Source organism: Rhizobium sp. NLR22b (assembly GCF_019685295.1).
Taxonomy (GTDB): domain Bacteria; phylum Pseudomonadota; class Alphaproteobacteria; order Rhizobiales; family Rhizobiaceae; genus Rhizobium.
This window is the reverse complement of sequence record NZ_JABDWM010000036.1, coordinates 1-18,819: the sequence shown is the minus strand read 5'-3', so window position 1 is coordinate 18,819 and position 18,819 is coordinate 1. Positions and strand designations below refer to the sequence as shown.

The 18,819-nt window shown below is 59.7% G+C and carries 16 protein-coding genes and 1 tRNA gene; 9 read left to right on the top strand and 8 right to left on the bottom strand.

The window, feature by feature from the left end:
• Positions 1-7: 7 nt before the first annotated feature.
• The 4 genes from HJC00_RS31100 to HJC00_RS31085 form a co-directional block, all read right to left on the bottom strand.
• Positions 8-604 carry a hypothetical protein gene (locus HJC00_RS31100; RefSeq protein WP_221165123.1) on the bottom strand — a complete coding sequence of 199 codons (597 nt, stop codon included), beginning with the start codon at positions 602-604 and terminating at the stop codon, positions 8-10.
• Positions 601-3,879, bottom strand: a complete 3,279-nt coding sequence (locus HJC00_RS31095) for an Eco57I restriction-modification methylase domain-containing protein (RefSeq protein ID WP_221165122.1) — start codon at positions 3,877-3,879, stop codon at positions 601-603. The genes HJC00_RS31100 and HJC00_RS31095 overlap by 4 nt, the downstream gene beginning before the upstream one ends.
• A gap of 14 nt (positions 3,880-3,893) precedes the next feature.
• A complete protein-coding gene (locus HJC00_RS31090) occupies positions 3,894-7,283 on the bottom strand; it encodes a helicase-related protein (protein WP_210628872.1) in 3,390 nt (1,129 codons plus the stop codon).
• 320 nt (positions 7,284-7,603) lie between these two features.
• Positions 7,604-7,678 (bottom strand) — tRNA-Gln (locus HJC00_RS31085).
• 166 nt (positions 7,679-7,844) lie between these two features.
• On the opposite strand from HJC00_RS31085, the gene HJC00_RS31080 reads away from it, so the two are divergent.
• The 3 genes from HJC00_RS31080 to HJC00_RS31070 are packed head-to-tail and all read left to right on the top strand — an operon-like array spanning position 7,845 to position 10,943.
• Positions 7,845-8,753: an MBL fold metallo-hydrolase gene (locus HJC00_RS31080; protein ID WP_221165121.1), complete on the top strand. Its 909-nt coding sequence runs from the start codon at positions 7,845-7,847 to the stop codon at positions 8,751-8,753.
• Between the two features lie 22 nt (positions 8,754-8,775).
• Positions 8,776-9,225 carry a thiol-disulfide oxidoreductase DCC family protein gene (locus tag HJC00_RS31075; RefSeq protein WP_221165120.1) on the top strand — a complete coding sequence of 150 codons (450 nt, stop codon included), beginning with the start codon at positions 8,776-8,778 and terminating at the stop codon, positions 9,223-9,225.
• A complete protein-coding gene (locus tag HJC00_RS31070; protein ID WP_221165119.1) occupies positions 9,222-10,943 on the top strand; it encodes an SDR family oxidoreductase in 1,722 nt (573 codons plus the stop codon). The genes HJC00_RS31075 and HJC00_RS31070 overlap by 4 nt, the downstream gene beginning before the upstream one ends.
• A 21-nt stretch (positions 10,944-10,964) precedes the next feature.
• Here HJC00_RS31070 and HJC00_RS31065 read toward each other — a convergent pair whose 3' ends face one another.
• Positions 10,965-11,363: a VOC family protein gene (locus tag HJC00_RS31065; RefSeq protein ID WP_221124221.1), complete on the bottom strand. Its 399-nt coding sequence runs from the start codon at positions 11,361-11,363 to the stop codon at positions 10,965-10,967.
• 104 nt (positions 11,364-11,467) lie between these two features.
• On the opposite strand from HJC00_RS31065, the gene HJC00_RS31060 reads away from it, so the two are divergent.
• Both HJC00_RS31060 and HJC00_RS31055 read left to right on the top strand, forming a co-directional pair.
• Positions 11,468-12,166, top strand: coding sequence for a YafY family protein (locus tag HJC00_RS31060; protein WP_210628877.1), 699 nt, complete (start codon positions 11,468-11,470; stop codon positions 12,164-12,166).
• Between the two features lie 202 nt (positions 12,167-12,368).
• Complete coding sequence (locus HJC00_RS31055) at positions 12,369-12,779, top strand: ester cyclase (protein WP_221165118.1); 411 nt, start codon at positions 12,369-12,371, stop codon at positions 12,777-12,779.
• A 2-nt stretch (positions 12,780-12,781) separates the two neighbouring features.
• Here the strand turns inward: HJC00_RS31055 and HJC00_RS31050 are convergent, their stop codons facing one another.
• A complete protein-coding gene (locus HJC00_RS31050) occupies positions 12,782-13,477 on the bottom strand; it encodes a MarR family winged helix-turn-helix transcriptional regulator (RefSeq protein ID WP_221146643.1) in 696 nt (231 codons plus the stop codon).
• Between the two features lie 253 nt (positions 13,478-13,730).
• Here HJC00_RS31050 and HJC00_RS31045 point away from each other — a divergent pair, with 253 nt between their 5' ends.
• Both HJC00_RS31045 and HJC00_RS31040 read left to right on the top strand, forming a co-directional pair.
• A complete protein-coding gene (locus tag HJC00_RS31045; protein ID WP_221122536.1) occupies positions 13,731-14,729 on the top strand; it encodes a PHB depolymerase family esterase in 999 nt (332 codons plus the stop codon).
• A 113-nt stretch (positions 14,730-14,842) separates the two neighbouring features.
• Entirely contained in the window at positions 14,843-15,523 is a 681-nt protein-coding gene (locus HJC00_RS31040) for a peroxiredoxin-like family protein (protein ID WP_221124217.1), read from the top strand.
• A gap of 315 nt (positions 15,524-15,838) precedes the next feature.
• On the opposite strand, the gene HJC00_RS31035 is transcribed toward HJC00_RS31040, so the two are convergent.
• Positions 15,839-16,747 (bottom strand): DUF1499 domain-containing protein, encoded by a 909-nt coding sequence (locus tag HJC00_RS31035; RefSeq protein ID WP_221165117.1) that lies wholly within the window; start codon positions 16,745-16,747, stop codon positions 15,839-15,841.
• Positions 16,748-17,443: 696 nt separating this feature from the next.
• On the opposite strand from HJC00_RS31035, the gene HJC00_RS31030 reads away from it, so the two are divergent.
• A complete protein-coding gene (locus HJC00_RS31030; RefSeq protein ID WP_221122535.1) occupies positions 17,444-17,830 on the top strand; it encodes a hypothetical protein in 387 nt (128 codons plus the stop codon).
• Between the two features lie 15 nt (positions 17,831-17,845).
• Here the strand turns inward: HJC00_RS31030 and HJC00_RS31025 are convergent, their stop codons facing one another.
• Positions 17,846-18,091, bottom strand: a complete 246-nt coding sequence (locus tag HJC00_RS31025) for a hypothetical protein (protein WP_221154215.1) — start codon at positions 18,089-18,091, stop codon at positions 17,846-17,848.
• Between the two features lie 116 nt (positions 18,092-18,207).
• On the opposite strand from HJC00_RS31025, the gene HJC00_RS31020 reads away from it, so the two are divergent.
• Positions 18,208-18,405, top strand: a complete 198-nt coding sequence (locus HJC00_RS31020) for a hypothetical protein (RefSeq protein WP_029531594.1) — start codon at positions 18,208-18,210, stop codon at positions 18,403-18,405.
• The last annotated feature ends 414 nt before the right edge of the window (positions 18,406-18,819 follow it).

Sequence of the window (18,819 nt, the reverse complement as noted above, 5' to 3'; positions counted from 1 at the left end):
GGTCCCCTCATCCTTCTGGCCAGCGAGCATTGACCGCAGCCCGAACAGGCGTCTGAAGATCGGGAGGCGCAAATCGGATATAGCGCAAAGCGGCGGCCAGCTTTTGCTCCTTAAGCGATGCGAGATAGCGGATCGCGGCTTCTTCGGAAAACGGCTCTGCGGCCTTGTCGGGCTCATGAAAATTTTCGCCCAGCGCTGTCCATATCACAGCGTCGTACCCATTCGCCTGCATCCAGACCGTAATGGCTTCCACAGTTTGCGGGTGACGCTCCATAGCCTTCTCGCTACGGGTTCCGTTGGTGGAGTCGATCCAGCCAACCCGGCCATGCGAGCGTACATTCTTCGGCAATACCTCGGTACCTGAACCTTCACGCGTCCAGAGGTTTTCAAGTGCTGCATTGAGATCACTACAAGCGCTCAACGCGTAATATGTGGAACAAGAAGCACCGAAGGCTTCGTCGATCACCAACGTAAGGCGCCCATCTCCCGATATCCGGGCGAATTCAACGGGGAGGATCGGTCCGCGTTGCATAAATTCCGACGCGATCGCCAAATCCCGCCGGTCCCAAATCAGCGAGCCCCATGCGAGAACAGCGATCGTCATTCATCGGCTCCTGACTCCACCTCATCTGCACCAGCAAGGCGATATTTTATGTCGTAGTTTTTTATGAAGTCAGCTTCCTCCAGACCCAAGCCGTAGATCAGAGATAATTCCTCATCAATTCGATCTATCGACCCCTTTGATTTTGCTGCTGATATCTCATCGTATTCAATCACATGTCCTTGCTTAGTATTAATGGTCTTTTGGATCGCATCACGTTCTAAGCTGTCGACCAATTTATTGCTAAGCCGTACCCAGTCGATCGTGTCCCAATTTGCTGGTATGGGAAACGACCTAACCAAGGCGTCGTTCACATGCTCGCAATCGGAAAAAACGGAATACCACCAATAAAACAGACTCGAATTCAATAGAGCAGCTGCAAACGCAGCCGCATTCCCGCTTTGAAAGCCGATTTTTCTGCCGTGCGGCGGCTCCATCGCTACGCCATTCTTAATGAACCGCGGAACGCGATGGGATGCCTTGACCCAGTAGCGGCACGCTTCCTGATAATACATCATTCCTTTGCCCGACTTCGAGGTCAGACTTTCAATATTAAACTTCTGCGATGAAACTCGACTGTGAATCTCTATTTCTTCCGCGTGGCCAAGTTTTCCAATGCGATGCCCGTGCAGCTTAACGCTGTGCGTAGCGATCATCATCTTTGACATCAAATTGGGTCGTTCTTCAGCGTAGAAACGTGACACGTCCGAACTAATAATCTGCTTCTGCCCGCCGGGGAGTGACAAAAGGATAACCACAGGCATCTCCACGCCCTCGAACACGGATTGAGGACGACGAGGAAACGAGAGAGCGACTAGCGAGCTACGTTGGAGCAACATCTTTTGAAGAGGCGGCATTTTTTCGGACGACAATGCCGTCAGCTGAACTATCAGACCGATTGGTGATTGCGTCTTTGCTAAACGGATACTCCTCTCAAAAACGAAAGAATAAAGATTTTTGGTTGAGAGTGTGTCGTAGCCATACGAATTCAGAGAGTACGGAACATTCTTGCCAGGATAAACGACGTAAGGGGGGTTGCCCACGATGACGTCAAATCCCCCGTTTTCCATGATCCCGTGGAACTCGATAAACCAGTGAAATGGTTGGTGGGTGTGCAACCATTCTGAATATTGAGCGGAATCGGTCCTCACGCCTGATTCCCGAGCGAGGTGCAAATTTAGCTTGTCTTCAAGTGACTTGAGACGTTGTCGTAGGGCTTGCTTGTCGGCAACCGGAACCGATCCATCGCCGTCAACCTGGCGCAACCGAAATGCTTTGAACGTCTGCTGAAGGTCCGCAGCGCTCCGTGTGATCGTCTCCAATGAATTATCAAGATCAAGCTTGCTGGTTAGCGCTTTCTTGACATCGGCGTAGGTTGCGTAGCCGACCAGCGTGTTCCCGGCGCGAATGTTGAAATCGATATCCGGCAACGGCTCGATGCCGAGGTTCTCATGCCTCGGGTCGGGATCGACCTGGGCTGCGAGCTTCAGGAACAGGCGGAGTTTGCAGATCTCTACCGCTTCTTCCATAATATCGACGCCGAAGAGATTGTTCAGGATGATGCTCTTCAGCGTGAAATAGCGCGCGTTGGGGTGCGTGCTGACCTTTTGCAGTGTTGCCTTGAAGTCCTCGAATTTTTTCGGCGAATGGCCTTCCCCCAAGCGCTCAAGATCAGCGACAAAAGCCTCCATCCGGTCGAGGCAGGTCTCGTAGAGCGGCTCGAGAATGTTAAGCGCGGCGAACAAAAACGCACCTGAACCGCAAGTTGGATCAAGAACGGTGACACCCTCGATTGCTTTCCAGAAGGCACGGAGCAGGTCGGGGCCTTCGCAGCGCTCAATCACATCATGGGCAAACTGCCGGATGTCCAGATTGAGGGTGATCAGATCATTGATCCCCCGAACTTCGCCTGCCGCCAGTTTAGTCCGGACCTCGGTATAGCGTTTGCGGCGCGCCAACACTTCGCGCCAGATCTCCGTAGGTAAAGCGATTCCTGCTGGCGCCTTCTGATTCCACTGCGTTCGGGCCGACACGTCTTGCATGCCCGCCGCAATCTCCGGCGGGAGCTCGTGTTCGGTGCCGTGCTTAACGGCGGCATGGATATAGCGGTCGGGGTCATCACGCAGATGATCCCAAATCGTCGGCCCACCTGGATTTTCAAATGCAACCTTGCATTTTGCTTTAGCGGCGTCGAAAAGGAAGGGGATCACCGTATTCTTTGAAATGTACTCTGTAATATCTTCCTTCGTGTAATAGGCGCCCATCTGTTTTTGATTGATGTATTTTTCGAAAATGTACCCGAGAACGTCCGGATTGATCTCGTTGTCGTTGCGTAGAGGGCGCTCATCGAGATGCCACTGATAGCGGTCGAAATAGGCGAAGATACGAGTGAAAGCCTCGTCTGGAATCTTGATGTCTGGGAAACGCTCCTCAATCTGATGCTTCTCGAACAGGCCGCCATTTAGATAGGGAATCCGGCCAAGCAACTTGTCGAGCTCTGTGTTGCGTTCCTTGCCTCCGAGCCCTTCATGAAAGAGGCGAAGCAGGAAGTAGCGGTAGAATGAATAGAACTTGTCTTGGCCCTCTTGATTCTGACACCGGGCGAGACGGTCGCGCAGGTAGTCGCGTTCGCCATTGAGGAACCCCTTCCGCTGCATGAAGTAGATAAACATCAGGCGGTTTAGCATCAGGGAAGCGTACCATTCCTTATCCGCCACCTCCGTGATGCCACTGATGAAACCGAGAAAGACTTTGTGCTCGGTCTTGAACTGGTCGTAGAACCGCTTTGTGACACGCTCCACATCGAAGGCGGCGCGGGCTCGCGCCGTGACATCAAACAGCGTCAGGATCTTTTCTTCGGCAAGCGAGAATGCAATGGCTTCGATTTTTTGCAGAAAGCCGCGATTACCTGATGAGGCATACCAGAAGTGCTCTGGCATCGAAACGGGCTTGCCAGTTTCGCGCCGTGCCCAGGACCAGGTTTGCTCGGCGCGCTTTTCATCTGTGAAGATGATAAGATGCTCAAGTGTGGTTTTGGCGACCTGAGTTTCGATTTTTTTTCGTGCTGTTCGATCGGGGATTTGATGCCCTGAGGGCGCGTGGCAGACCCAAGCCACCATCCCGCGCTTTTCCGCGACAGCGCGGAGCACGAAAGTTACACCCCCGATGGGAACCGAAAGGTCCGCGTTGTGTCGATCCCAGCCTAATTCTTCGGTGAAGAGCTTCGCGAAGTCGAACTGCTCAAGCAGCTTTCTCGCATTATCAGGTTTGAAATCCATCCCAGTCCCTTTCATCAAACCATCGGGCGCGCCAGCCCCAGCGAGCAGATAATCTGCGGTTCGCCAGAGTGTTCTTCATCATGGATCAGGCAAAGCCTATCCTCCTCGCGCAACGCCAAAACCAGTTCGGCCAACTTGTCATCGCTAATGCCAGCTTTCATCTGACGATTAAGAGTATCCGTTGCCGATTGACGCAAAGGAAAGCGGTAGATCTCTTCAATGGCTTTGCCGAGCTCAGGGAGATCAAACAGCGTGCCCTTCACCTTGTCGGCATGGCGCTTGAGCCGCTCATATGTTCGAAAACGTGCTCCGGATGGGCGACCGAGTTGCCCGCCGACTTGCTTCTCCTCAGCGGCGATATGTTCGACACCCTTCGCCACCATGCCGTGGTGTTCCTCCTGTCGCGGCAAAACAGGTGTGTTTGGCTCGCAGGCGGCGGCTTTCAAAATTTCAAATTGCGATTGGGTGACGCTCGCACCATCCTTATCCACCCACGCCAGAGCGTCATTGCCTTGGGCCGTGCGCATATAGACGAGCGCACCGTTGGGACGTCCATCGTGCGGCGTGAAAGCCTTTGTGGAGTAGACGACGGACGGAAGGTCAGGGATGGATTTCTGCAAGGCAGAATTCGTGTCAATCGCGTTTTTCCAGATCTGATAGGCGTAAGAAGCCAGATCGACTTCTCCTTCTGCTTCCCCGTCAAGTATATTGGATTTCTCATTGTAGAGATCGACAAGTTCCTCACGCTCGCCCTCATCCTCGAAGAATGCTTCGTCGGTTCCCACAACTTCGGCGTTTTCCTTCAGCCGTTGGCGAACGCGCGAGCGGAGCTGGATCAGGCGCTCCACACCATCAGCCGGAAGGAACGAGTAGCAGAGGATTTTCTCTGCCTTCTGCCCAATTCGATCCACGCGGCCCGCTCGCTGGATGAGCCTGATGATCGCCCACGGTAGATCATAGTTCACAAGGATCGCACCATCTTGAAGGTTCTGGCCCTCGCTGAGCACATCGGTAGCGATCAGTATGCGCAGTTCCTCTTCGGGTTTGATCTTGTTGCGCTTGTTGTTGCTGTTTGGGCTAAACCGCCAAGCAAATGCTGTTGGGTCCGACGTTTCGCCGGAAACAGCGGCGATAGAATTAATGCCGGCACCTTTCAGTCGACGCTCAAGGTAGCGAACCGTGTCCGCAAACTGTGAGAAAATAAGCACCTTTTCTTTTTGATGCTTGCTGGTCAACAGTTCGATCAAAGCGGTGAGCTTGGTGTCCCTCGTATGGTTCCAATCACCGCAGTCGCGCAGAATCTTTAGAAGCCGAGCGCTGTCGGTCGTCAGATCTTTCTTCAATTGTGCGACGAACAAATCGGGCCGTAGCCACTTGAAGCGTCGTTTGAATTGACCGGCATAGACGCTGTAGGTCGCCGCGGCACGTGTTCGGAAAGCAGCCTCGTCGCGCAGATCAAGCGCTTCGAACTCCTGAGTATTCTCGTCCTCTCCTTCCGAAAAGAGTTCTGCGTCAGCACTTTGATCGTCGATATCCTCGTCGTAGTTGGCAGTGTCCAATAGCCCCGCATCCTGCGTGCCGAGCGGCAACGGAAGATCGTTCTCTATGGCGTACAAAAAGATGTAGTTTCGAAGGATATGGCGTTCCAACGACTGCTGAAATGCCTCGCCGCTGCTTTCCAAGCGTTTAAAGAGGTTTGTGCGACAGAACCCCATGAGCCGCTTACCCGCGCGAGAAAGATCATCAAGTTGCTTTGCTTCTTTAGGCGTTGGCGGCTTGTGGGGTTTGGGCGCGACATAGTTCCCTAAGCCGTAACGCGGCAAATGCATTTGGTTGATCGCATCGACAACCGGCGCCGCGTAAAGTCTTGCGTACTGATCGCTGGAGTCATTCTCATCGATCTTGAAACGAAGTGTGCGCGGAACACGCTCGGGGAAGTAGGAGCGTGTTCCGTCTTCAAATGTTAAGAACTTGCGACCATTGTCCGGGTCGTCGGTCTGGGCATAGTTGTCCTGAATAAACGTGCGAGTCCGACGAACCATGTAGAGACGCATCAATTCGCGCCAGTCATCTGCGTAAGTGCTCTTCTCGAAAGCAGCGAGGGACCGAACTGAGCACTGGTGGCGCCTTATAAACTCCGTTTCTCCGATATCCTGAAGCAAGCGCTCCGGCCTGACGCCGATATCGCGATCTTCGGGAACGAACAGGCGTAACTGGCTTGAAAGATCGCCGTAGGTCTTGTTGTAGGGCGTGGCGGAAAGGAGAATACAGCGGCTTTCATTTTCCGTGAGGTATTCCTGTATCGCGCGGTATCTTCGCCCTTCTCTGTTGCGAAGATTGTGGCTTTCGTCGATGAGCACCACGCGATAACGACGGAGCTCGGGCAATTCGCGGGTGGCCCGTGTCACCGAAAGAACCTTAGCAAGCAGCCGATACTCGGAAACGTAGTCCTCCCACATCTTCACGAGGTTCTTCGGACATATAATCAACGTTTCTGTGAAATGATCATCCTGAAAGATTTTTGCCAAGGCGGTGGCCATCAGCGTCTTGCCGAGGCCCACCACATCGCCGATCAAAACGCCACCGCGCTTGTTAAGATGATGCGCAGCGATTTTGACGGCCGCCTCCTGATAGGGAAAAAGCCGCTTGCCGAACTCGGGCGGAATTCGAAATTCATTGAGTCCTGCACGCGCCTCTTGGGCAAGATGGTAGGCCATCTTCACGTAGATTATATAGGGGTCGATCGGTTTCTCGCGGGCCCAACTTTCCTCGATGACCTCGATCAATTCATCCGTGATGTCGATGCACCAGCGGTCGGACCAACGATCGTCAAACCATTTCGCGAGCTTCGTCGTAGAATCGTGATCAAGTACATCGACATTTAACTCGCCCTGCTTTGAGAGCCCTGAAAGGGTAAGATTGCTGCTCCCCAAAAAGCCAGTGATTGGATTATTGGGATCAGGACGGAATAAAAGATACAGCTTTGCGTGCAGTGGATGCTTGAGGAACAGCCGAACTGTGACCTGCTTTGACTTTAGTTGATCCACCAACCGCCGCAACCCCGCTTCGTCGGCGTTGTTGGGCATGCCCAAGGTCAATTGAATGCGAAAGTCCTCAGCCAGCTTTTTTTTCAGACGAAGGGCTGTCTGATTGTCGAGCGACTGGTCATCCCTGTCATTGCCGAGGGCAATCCTCAAGTCGTCCTGAGGAAGGCGTTGCATACCTACAAGGAGACGGCATTGCCCGCCATCTCCGCCCGGCCAAACGGATATCAAGTCGTCAATTGATTTCCAACCGCGCAGATTGAAGTAGCCGACACAAAAGTCGCCGTGCGAAGAAATTTGTAAGGTCTGCCGAAGGGCGGGTAAAAGACCCTTTTCAATGTTATCAAATATTCGCGGCAATATTCTACTCCTTGCAGAAACGTCTGCCACATTGCCGAGATAGGCGGTGTAAACCCATCACGTCATGCAATCCGGTGACTTGCGAATCGTTGATTGAAATCTGGAACAATGGTCACTGTTTCGCCAGCGTTTTGCATTTAAAATCACAGGTTGATGCAACGGCGTGATTTTGTCGCATTTGCTAGCATCTTCGCATTCAGCGGCCCTGCTTCTGGCGAAGCATCTCGACATCGCCCTTCCGCACCGGAGGTTCACGCAATAGAGTTAGCCATTTCTCAGGAAAGCCGTAACTCTTGTGTCCAGAAGGGACCCTCGGCGATTGGCTGGGGCGCCTGGATTCGAACCAGGGGATGGCGGTACCAAAAACCGCTGCCTTACCGCTTGGCTACGCCCCACCAGAGCTTGAGCGGCGAACCGCTTGCTCAGAAATCGACGCCTGATTAGCAAAGCTCTTTGCCTGTCACAATGACTAAGTTGCGCCTGCGGCAGATTTCTGCGCGCGAAGCGGCGGGCGGCGTGCTAGCATGCCGCGATATTATCAACCTGAGATCATCGTCCGGCATGGAAAATCCCGCATTCGACCTAGCTTTCGAGCCGGCCTATGGGCGGGCCGTGCCGGTTGCTCCCGATGTCGAGCGCATCACGGCGGAAAATCCCGGGCCTTTCACCTTTTTCGGCACCAACAGCTATCTCGTCGGCTCCTCCTCGCTTGCCGTCATCGATCCCGGGCCGGAGGACGAGGCGCATTATCACGCGCTGATGGCTGCGATCGGCGGGCGTGATGTGACGCATATCTTCGTCAGCCATACGCATCGCGATCACTCGCCGCTTGCCCGGCGGCTGCAGGCGGCAACGGGGGCGGTGACGGTGGGGCAAGGGCCGCATCGGCCGGCGCGGCCGCTGCGGGAAGGCGAGGTCAATCCCTTCGCCGAAAGCGCGGATATGGATTTCGTGCCCGATATCGCGCTCGGCGACGGCGAGACGATTGCAGGGGACGGCTGGGCGATGACGGCGGTGCTGACGCCGGGGCATACGGCCAATCATGCCGCCTTCGCGCTCGAGGGCCGCGACATCCTGTTCTCAGGCGATCATGTCATGGCCTGGTCGACCTCGATCGTCGCACCGCCGGACGGGACGATGGCGGATTACATGGCCTCGCTCGACAGGCTGATAGCGCGCGAAGACGGCCTGCTGCTGCCCGGCCATGGCGGGCCGGTCAGCGAGCCGAAGACTTTCCTGCCGGCGCTGAAGGCGCATCGCCTCGGGCGCGAGCAGGCAGTGCTGGCGCGGGTTGCGGCCGGCGATCGGGAGATTGCGGAGATGGTGAAGGCGATCTATCGCGATACCGATCCGAAGCTGCATGGCGCGGCCGCGCTTTCCGTGCTTGCCCATATCGAGCATCTCATGGAGCGCGGCGAGATTGCAGCGGATGGGCCGCCTTCGCTTGCCGCGCGCTATTGGCCGGGGTAATGAAAGGCGGAGGGAGATCAGCATGGGCCGCGCCGATTACAGCTATCGCACCGATCCCGCCGTTCCCGCCTTTGCCGATGACCGGCCGCTCATCGTCTTCGATGGCGAATGCGTCTTCTGCTCCGGCTGGGTGAAATTCGCGCTGAAGCACGACAGGCGGCAGCGCTACCGTTTCGTCGCGGCGCAGACGCCGCTCGGGCAAGCGCTCTACCGGCATTACGGCCTGGATAGCCGCGATTACGAAACCAATATCCTCATCGAAAAGGGCCGCGCCTTCTTCAAGTCCGATGGCTCGATCCGCATGGTGGCCGGGCTCGGCTTTCCCTATTCGCTGGTGAAGCTCTTCCGGCTCATGCCGCGGCGCGCGGCGGACGCGCTTTATGAATTCATCGCCCGCAACCGGCTGAAGATTGCCGGACGGCAGAGCTGCATGGTGCCGACGCCGGAGCAGCGCGGCCGCTTCATCGCATGAGCGGCGGCACCTTTTCCCTGCTGATCATCGGCGGCTACGGCGCCTTCGGCGGCCGGCTCGCCCGGCTGCTCGGCGAGGAGCCGCGGCTCAGGCTGCTGATCGCCGGCCGTTCGCTCGAAAAGGCCGATGATTTCGTCTTCGATATGCGATCGCCGAAAGGCGGCGCCGGGCGGCTCGGCGGCAACGATCTCGGCGCCTGGCTGCAGGCGGTGGTGTTCGATCGTGACGGCGATCTCCGGGAGCAGCTGACGCGGCTGAGGCCCGATCTCGTCGTCGATGCCTCCGGGCCGTTCCAGAGCTTCACCGGCGATGGCTACAAGGTGGTGCGGGCCTGCATCGAGCTCGGCATCGATTATGCCGATCTCGCCGACAGCACCGGTTTCGTCGCCGGCGTCAGTGGGCTCGATGCCGAGGCGAAGGCGAAAGGCATCTTCGTGCTCTCGGGGCTGAGCAGCCTGCCGGCCCTCTCCTTCGCGGCGCTGGAGGCGATGGCGCCGCATTTTGCCCGCGTCGACAGCGTCGCGGCCGGCATTGCCCCGTCGGCGCATGTCAGGATCGGCCTCAATGTCGTCCGGGCGATCGCCAGTTATGCCGGCAGGCCGGTGGCGCTGCTGCGCGAGGGGCAGCCGGCCAAGGGGCGCGGGCTGATCGACGAGATGCGGGTGACGATCGCGCCGCCCGGCGTGGCGCCGCTCGCCAGCCGCAGCTTCCTGCTGGTGGATGCGCCCGACCTGGCGCTGCTGCCGGCCCGCTTTGCCGGCCTGCAATCCACCTTCACCGGCGTCGGCACCGAGCCGCAGGCGCTGCAGCGGCTCTTGAGATTTGCCGCCCGGCTGGTCGAGATCGGGCTGCTGCCGTCGCTCACGCCGTTCGCCCGGGCGCTGCAGGCGGCCAGCCATCGCTTCGCCGCCGGCGCGCATCGCGGCGGCATGTTCGTGCGCCTGGGCGGCGTCGATCATGAGGGGCGGCGGCTGACGGCGGACTGGTCGCTGATTGCCGAAGGTGATGACGGGCCGTTCATTCCGGTTCTCGGCGTCGAGCTGCTGGTGCGCCGGCTGCTCGACGGCCAACGGCCGGAAAGCGGCGCCCGGCCGGCGGCGGGGGAATTGTCCCTTGCGGATTTCGAAGCGGCCTTCAGCCAGTTCTCCATCGCTTCAGGCGTCCGGCTGGATCACCAGGAAGAGGCCCAGCCGCTCTACCGGCGCATTCTCGGCGACGCCTGGGAGAAGCTGCCGCCGGCGCTGGCGGCGATCCATGCGGGCGGCACCCGGCTTGCCTCCGGCCGGGCGCGGATCGAGCGCGGCAGCGGTCTCCTCGCCCGGCTGATCGCCGGCCTCATCGGCTTTCCCGCCGCCGGCGAGGATGTGCCGGTCGCGGTGCGCTTTGTCGCCGAGGGCGAGCGGGAGATCTGGACGCGCAGTTTCGGCAGCAAGACCTTCCGCAGCTGGCAGGCCGCCGGCCCCGGCCGCGATAGCCACCTGCTCGTCGAGGTGTTCGGGCCGTTCCGGGTGCTGCTGGCGCTGGTGCCGGAGGGGCAGAAGCTGCGCCTCATCGTGCGCGGCTGGCGCTTTTGCGGCATTCCGCTGCCGCTGTTTTTGGCGCCGGGCGGCGATACCTACGAGGAGGAGCGCGACGGGCGCTTCCACTTCCACGTCGAGATCGGCGGGCGGCTGACCGGGCTGGTGGTGCGCTATTCGGGATGGCTGGTGCTGGAGTGAGACCCCTCGCCCTGGCCAGCATCAACGGCCGGCGAAACGCTGTCTGGCGGCCTCGGTGACAGGCGTATAGAGGGCGATGCGGGTCCCCTCGGGGTCGGCAAACTGCGCTGTCCGGTTGCCCCATGGCAGATCCTTGGGCGCGTGCACGACCGTGACCCGGTCCTTGAGCCGGGCGAATTCCGCATCGACATCCGACACCATGAATTCGAGAATGGCCGTGCGATTGGCTCCCGGCTCGGCGCTGCCCTCGCTGAACAAGGCCACCGTTTCGGCGCTGCCGATGGCGAGTGTGGCGCCTGGCATGACGATCTCGGCGAAGGCGGGCGCAAGCCATTCGGCGCGGCAGCCGGTCACAAGCTCATAAAAGGCCACCATGCTGTTGATATCGGCGGCGATGAGGCGGGTGGATGCGAATTTCATGATGTTCTTCCTTGGCTGCGCGATGATGGCTGCGCGACGATCTCTCGGCTTGCCTTTGTGACACAGCCGTGCTGACAGCGTTGTGGCAGCAGGAGTCAGCAGGCATGCGAAAAGCAGAGCGGCTTTTTCAGATCATCCAGATTCTTCGCCGGTCGAGCCGGCCGGTGACCTCGTCCGCGCTCGCGGATGAACTGGAGGTCGCCAGGCGGACCGTCTATCGCGATATCGCCCATCTGATTGCCCAGCGTGTTCCGATCGAAGGCGAGTCCGGGTTCGGCTATGTGCTCGATCCGCGCTACGACATGCCGCCGCTGATGCTGACGCCCGACGAGATCGAGGCGGTCGTGCTCGGCGTGCAGATGGCGGCAAGGCTGAATGATGCGGCCATCCGCAACGCCGCCAGCGATGTCATGGCCAAGATCACCTCGGTCATGCCGCCGGAGCTGCTTCCCTTTATTGCCGAGCCCGCGGTCGGCATCAAACCGGACGATATCGGCGGCGATGCGACGCTCGACACGCGTCCTCTGAGGTCGGCGATCCGGGAAGGCCGCAAGCTGGAACTCGACTATCGCGCGGCGGACGGGACGATCAGCAGCCGCATCGTCTGGCCCGTGCTTCTCGGCTATGCCGATAGGCACAGCCTGCTGATCGCCTGGTGCCAATCGAAACAGGCCTTCCGTCACTTCCGCACCGAACGGATCCTCAAGGTCGAGATTCTGGCTGAATCCATCGGCATGTCCAGGAGCCGGCTGCGACAGCAATGGCAGCAGTGGCGCGATGCCGAGATGCGCAAGTCGGGTTAGATGCGGAGATGCTTCCGGCCGACGAGCGTGGAACGGAAACGTCGCGGCATGCCCTTTCGCCCCGTTTACGGGATGGCAGCCGGATGCGGGGCTGGCTGCGCCGATCTGCCACGATGGCGCTGGAAAAGCGACGAAAAGTCGGTTGCCGATTTATACAGTTTACCTGTATAAATCGGCATTGGGATAGCAGAAAGGATCGATCATGGAGATCGAGAATAAAGAGGTGGTTCGCCGCTTCAACGTTGAAGTGATTCAAGACGGCAGTGAGGCGGCGTTCAAAGCCCTGATGGCCCCGGATTTCATCAACCAAGCCGCGCCGGAAGGAATGGCGAATGGCCCGCAGAGCATGTGGAACACGTTCCAAAATGTCCTGCGCCCGGCGCTGTCGAATATGAAAGTGACGATCCATGATCAGATCGCCGAAGGCGACAAGGTGACAACGCGAAAGACGATCAGTGGCACTCACTCCGGTCCCTTGATGGGAATTCCACCGACCGGTCGGGATGTCGCCATCGATGTCATCGATATCGTGCGTGTCGAGGACGGCAAATATGCCGAGCATTGGGGCCTGAACACGTTCTCAACCGTTCTTGCGACTTTAGCGAAGGCCTGACGCTACGGACGAACAAGTCTTTCGATGATACGAATTGCGGCTTCGAGTGTTCGCCTGTCCTCCTGGGACAAGCGCTCGTCGATAAGCGCGGCAATTTCCGCCGTCCGAGCCTTCCTGGAGCGGGTCAGCTCTTCCCGGCCTTTCTCGGTTATGGATAGAAGCCGGCTGCGGCTATCCACCGGATTGGGCAACTTGCTGACCAATTCGGCGGTCTCCAATTGGCCTGCGACCAATCGCATGCTCTGATGTCTGACATTGCGTCGGCTTGCCAATTCGGCGACGCTGAGAGGGCCGCTTCGATCGAGCAGCGCCAGAGTTTCAGACTGAGACGTTGTCGGCGTGTTTGTATTCGCTCTTATGCCCCTGACGAAATTGCCGACCGTGACGCGAAGACTTTCCGCAAGCGCCAAGGCGGACTCCAGCTTTTCGGGGCTCTCTTCATCTCCGGCCATCGGCCACTTCTTCCTTGGAAAGAATGCGTTGCTCTTCCATAAACCGAGACATGCGGGAAATGAAACGGCATCGACCGATCTGAGTGTGAGGGGCAGTCCTGATGCATCGCAGCTTTCGGCCGAGGACCTGGTAGGCTTGTCGCACGAGATCGGAACCAATAAGGGGTTGAAGGCTTCCTGTGACGGTCGAGATTGATTTCGGTTTCGGGCGACAACTTGAACTCCCCCTGCGGACCAGACTGTCATGGTTCGATGCGACAGCTCTGATGAAAGACAGGAAAATCGAAACAGCCATGCTCCATTCTCACGATCAATCCAACTCGACGATCGCAACGGTCCGCGATGTTCGGCAGGCCGATGCGATCTGTTATCGAAGAGACGGAAGCGGGCAGCTTCGCATCGCTACCATGTCACCGTTCATCTGCTGCACGTCGTCGAGGCGAGATGCGGCACAGCCCGGCTTGGAGGCTCTGCTTTCCAGGCTGGAAGGCGTGGTCGTTTGAAGCTCGGCTTCACCAAATCGCTGTCGAGACTGTTGACGACACGACGGCGAGCCGCACGCTTGTTGGAGAAGGCATGGCGTCCGCTTCGCCATAAGCCATCCAGGCAGGAGCGACCCAGGCTCCAGACGACCGCCGCATTCGGCAGCAACCCCGGAAGGCTGGTCATGAAGAGCTTCGTGCCCGCCGATCTGCCAAGCAAACCGGCCCTTGTGGTGGTGCTTCATGGATGCCGGCAGACGCCGGAAAGCCTGGACGCCGCCAGCGGCTTCTCGAGACTGGCGAGGGAGAGAGGGTTCGTGCTGCTTTACCCGCAGCAGACCCACGCCAACAATGCGCATAAATGCTTCAACTGGTTCCGTCCGAGCGAGGTCGCTCGCGATCGCGGCGAGGTGCTTTCTATCAAGCAGATGATTGACCATGCGCTCAAACGACATCGAGCCGATCGCACGCGCGTTTACATTGTCGGCCTTTCTGCCGGCGGCGCGATGACAGGTTCATTGGTCGCCAACTATCCGGATATGTTTGCAGGTGCCGCCATCGTCGCCGGGATGCCGGTTGGCGCGGTGCGCGATGCAATGTCAGCGCTGCGTGCAATGAAGTCCGGCGCGGCACTGCCCCCGGATGGCTGGGGCGCCAGGATTGCCGAAATCTCCCCCGGCCAACGCTCCTGGCCGCCGATCAGCATCTGGCAGGGGACTGCGGATCGCACGGTAAACCCGGCAAATGCGAGGGCCTGCGTCGATCAATGGGTTGAAGCGAACGCTGTCGATCGAAGCAGCGCCCGTGTCGAGAAGAAGCCCTGGGGCGAGTTGTCCTCCTGGAACGCCGGAGGTGCACGCCCGGTATCGCTCTATTCCATCCATGGCATGGGGCACGGTCTTCCCGTCAAGAGTCGAAGGCCGACCCGTTCAGGCTCGACAGACCCATTCGTGTTGACAGCGGAGATCTCGGCTCCGGTGGAACTGATGCGTCTGTGGCGCCTGGCAAGGCGGTAAGCATGCCTGGCCACTCCAGGCGATCTCACCATCGGGCGCTGGGTCTTCCTGCAACGAGTGCTATATTCAATTTCGGTCGTTGCACCTGAGACGAACCGGGAAAGGAATTCTCGATGGGAGAACAGAAGCGCCCGCTGCAACCTGGGAACACCGCGCCCGCCTTCGAGCTCGCCTCGGCCAATTTCGACGGGACGGTCTCTTTGGCCGATTTGAGCGGCCGGCCATTCCTGATCGGCTTCTTTCGCGGGCTGCACTGCCCGTTCTGCCGGCGCCAGCTCGAGCAGCTTGCCGGCATAGAGCCCACCCTCAGCGCCGCCGGGGTGAGGACCGTGGCCGTTATCAACACGCCGGTGGAGCGCGCTCGCCTGTATGTCCGCCACCGTCCGACGCCGGTGACGCTGCTGTGCGATCCCGACTGCCGCACGCATCGCGCCTATGGTGTGCCGCATGCCGAGTTCCTGCCCGAGGGCAGCAGCGAGCAGCCCGAATGGCCTTATACCGCGACGATGGCGCAGTTCCAGGCGGCGCGCATCAACCCCATGGGTGTGTTTCCGGAACCGATCCAGCCGATGGAAGCCAACACGGTGCTCAACGCCAGGGACGGCTTCGTGCTTGACGAAGCCGATCATGCGATCTTCGCCAAACACCCTACCCAGCTCGTCGGTCACTTCCTGGTCGATCAGAACGGCACCATCGCCTGGGCAAAGATGGAGGCGCTGGACGGACCCAGCAGCCTTTGCATCTTCCCGACGGCGACGGAGATCATCGCTGCCGTGGGCGAGCTTGGGCGCTAGGCTGCAGCGTTATCGGTTGGTGGTCGGATGATTGCCGGCGTCTTTGGCGGCCCGCAACAAGGGGGCCGGTCTGCCGCGCCTATCCCGGCTTTGCTGGGCTCGGGGCGTTTGCTTCCACCTCTCCTCCCTCATTCCTGTGCTCGTCACAGAATGAGGGAGGAGAGCTAGGCAATATCGCAGGACCGTCGAGTTTGCGGCACGGTATGCGGGCCGCGTCTGCCGCGCCCTCTCCCGGCCCTTCGCTTGGGCTCAGGGCGTTCGCCGCTGCAATCGATTCACTGGATCGATTGCTGCCGCCCTTGGCGGCACCGCGGCTCACCCACCCGCAATTCCCAGGAGTTCGGAGTCGAGCGCCTTCAGATAATCGCCGGCGATTGCGGCGCTGAGGCCGAGGTCGTGCTGGCCGTAGCGGGAGGCGACGCGGATGTCGACGAAGGTGGTTTCGGCCTCTTCGCGCAGCCGGATGACCATATCGAAGCGCAGGCCGAGGATCAGCGTGCGGGTGGTCGCCTGCAGCGTCACGCCGTTGGCGCCGCGGATCAGCTTGGCGACGTCGTCGTCATAGGGACGCGGCGTCGGCACGGGAATGATGCCGGGCGCGTCGGTCACGGCGTCGTCGTCGGGGTCGGGCTTTGCCGGCCTGTCCTCGAGATCGCGATCCGGCTCGCTCGTGCCAGTGCTCCTGACGATCGTAAAGCCGCTCTGCTTGGCGACCTTGCGCACCGCCTCCAGCACGCGGTCGAGAGCGCCCTCATAGCGCCGGCCGGTCAGTTCGGGATAGGCCTCCATCTGCTTCTCGCGATCCTCCGGCGTCACCAGCGGATTGCGCTTCAGCCAGATCTGGTCGGATTTCGGCGGCGACAGCCAGTCGGGCGCTGCGACCGGATCGGTGGAGACATCGTAGATCGCAGGCAGGTTGAGGTAGCGCTCCGCCGCCACGGCGCCGATGCCAAGCGGAAAGGCGGCATAGATCAGCGCCGCCAGTGCGGCGAGCCCGCCTTCGGCCCCTGATACCCAGAGGCTGCGCAGGCCGACGGCGGCGAGCAGTGCTGCAAGCAGCGCGCCGCCGGCGGCGGCGATCAAAAGCAGCACCAGATAGGGGGTGGCGAGCCCGCCGAAGCGGTGGGCGATCAGCACGGCGAGCGCCAGAACCAGGGAAAATGCCCCGATCAGCCGCGAAGCGTAGGCGGCGTTGGAAACGGGACGGTCGTAACGGATGGGCATCAAACTTACCGGTTGCTCGTCAGCGCCGCGCCATCAACCACGCAAATCGCCTTCTCCCTGTTTAGAGCATGATGCCGAAAAGTGTGAAGCGGTTTTCGGACGACATCTTGCTCTATTTCTTTGATTTAGATTCGGATTCAGATTTAGAGCCTTTCCGGGTTAGATTGAAGTATTCTGTTGGCTCAAACGGAGTCGGATGGTCGACCGGCCGGCGCGTGGCGTAGCCCAGCTCTACGGCCAAGCCGGCCGGTCGATCAGCCGGCCCGTTTCAGCCAACCCTCCCGCAGATTTGTCTGGCAAATCTGCAAGACTTTGGAATCGCCGGACGCACTTATCGCTTCGCCATGGCGAAGCGGTGCGGCCGGTGGGCCGGGCATCTTTCCGCCAGGACAAAGGCGATCGGCTCGGACGTACCGAGGGGTATGTCCGTCGCCAATCGCCTTTGTCCTGACGAAAATCTGCTCCGGCAGAATGCTTCAATCTAACCCGGAAAGACTCTAGGCCGGGCCGGCCTAAAATTATCCGGATCTGGGGCAAGATTCGGCTGAATTGAAACTGTTGTCTCGGAATATCAGATGGAATTCAGCGGAGACCGCCGGGCAATCGACCGCCGACTTCATAAGCCCTTGCTGATATGTCAAAAAAAGGCCATTCTGCCGCGGTTTCATCTCCAGGGTCACGGACAGGAGAGACGGGATGATTTCACCCGAGATAGCAGCAAGGCCGCAGGCGTCTGCGCTTGGCGGGATCGATCACACCGAACCGACGCTGCCGATGGAGCTCGTCGAGCTCGAACTTTCGCTCGAAGGTTATGCCGGCGGCGATGCCGGCTTCTGCGAGGCGGTGCGCCAGGCAGCCGGCCGTTCCGGCGGCGAACTGCTGTTCGACCTGCCGGCCGCCGGCCTGATCGAGGATTGTCGCCGCATCGCCGTCCTGCGCATCCCCGATGGCGAGGGCATGCGCGTCGTGCTGGCGCTGCTCGATCAGAACGGCACCGAGATCCGCATGCAGGCGCCCGACGAGGACACTGCCCATCTGGTGCGCTTCGCCGATGCCTTCATCGAGGTGCTGGAGCGGATCTGAGCGTCCGTCTCGGTTCTAGCGCCGTTCGACCGCCGCTTCCGCCAGGCTGCGGAAGGGAAATTTGCGGCCGCACTCGCATTTGATCATGAAGCTTTCCTGGTGGTTGGAAGCCCGCTGCACGCCAAAGCCGCGCGGCAGCTGATCGACCTGGAAATCCGGATGCTTGCGCTTGGGATCATCGATCTCCGAGGCCTCGGCAAAACCCGCATTGCCGCATTGCGGGCAGTTCAGTTTCTTCGAAAATCGATCGCGGATGGCCATGCTCGGTTCCAGTGTTTTCGGCCTCCTCATACAGAGGAATGCCCCTTGTGCATAGGTGGGTGGCGAAAGCGGAACCATCTTCCGGCGGTGCCGTTCCTTTTGGAAAGGAGGCGATCATGCCGAACAGAGATCCGATCCCGACACCGACGACCGATACACCGCGCGGGCCGACGCCGACACCCGGCATTCCCGACCGCATCCAGGAAAAACCGCCGCTGACCCCGGCCCAGGACCCGGGCGACACGAAGAACCCGCAAGACCCGCCGCTCGATCCGGCGCTGCTGCCGATCGGGGATCCCGCCGGGGCGGCGTGAAGATGGCGAGAGGCGTTGTCCTCGCTCTCGATGGCTTTTTCTCGTAAGTAACTGAAGCCGCGTGCTTGGTTGTGGATTCCAGGGTCAAGCACCCTGGAATGACGGAGTGTGGGGTTGGCGATGTTGCCAAACGCACCGCCGGCGCAGCTTGGGAGCCGGCGCGGTTTTTGGGATGTCGCAATGCCGCGGCTTGTGCAACGACGCATCCGCCGAAGGTTCCTCACCGCTGCTCAACCGATGCGTCGCGGCACCACTTTGCGCGCTGGCGCACGTATGGGTCGCGGCACCACCTCTCTTCCGCGCTGGCGGCTTATGCATCCCGGCACCACCTCTCCTCGCGGTGAGCCGATCTTTCGCGCGACCACCTCTCCTCCGTCTTTTGACCCTGGGATCCACGCGGCTGGCACGACAGAC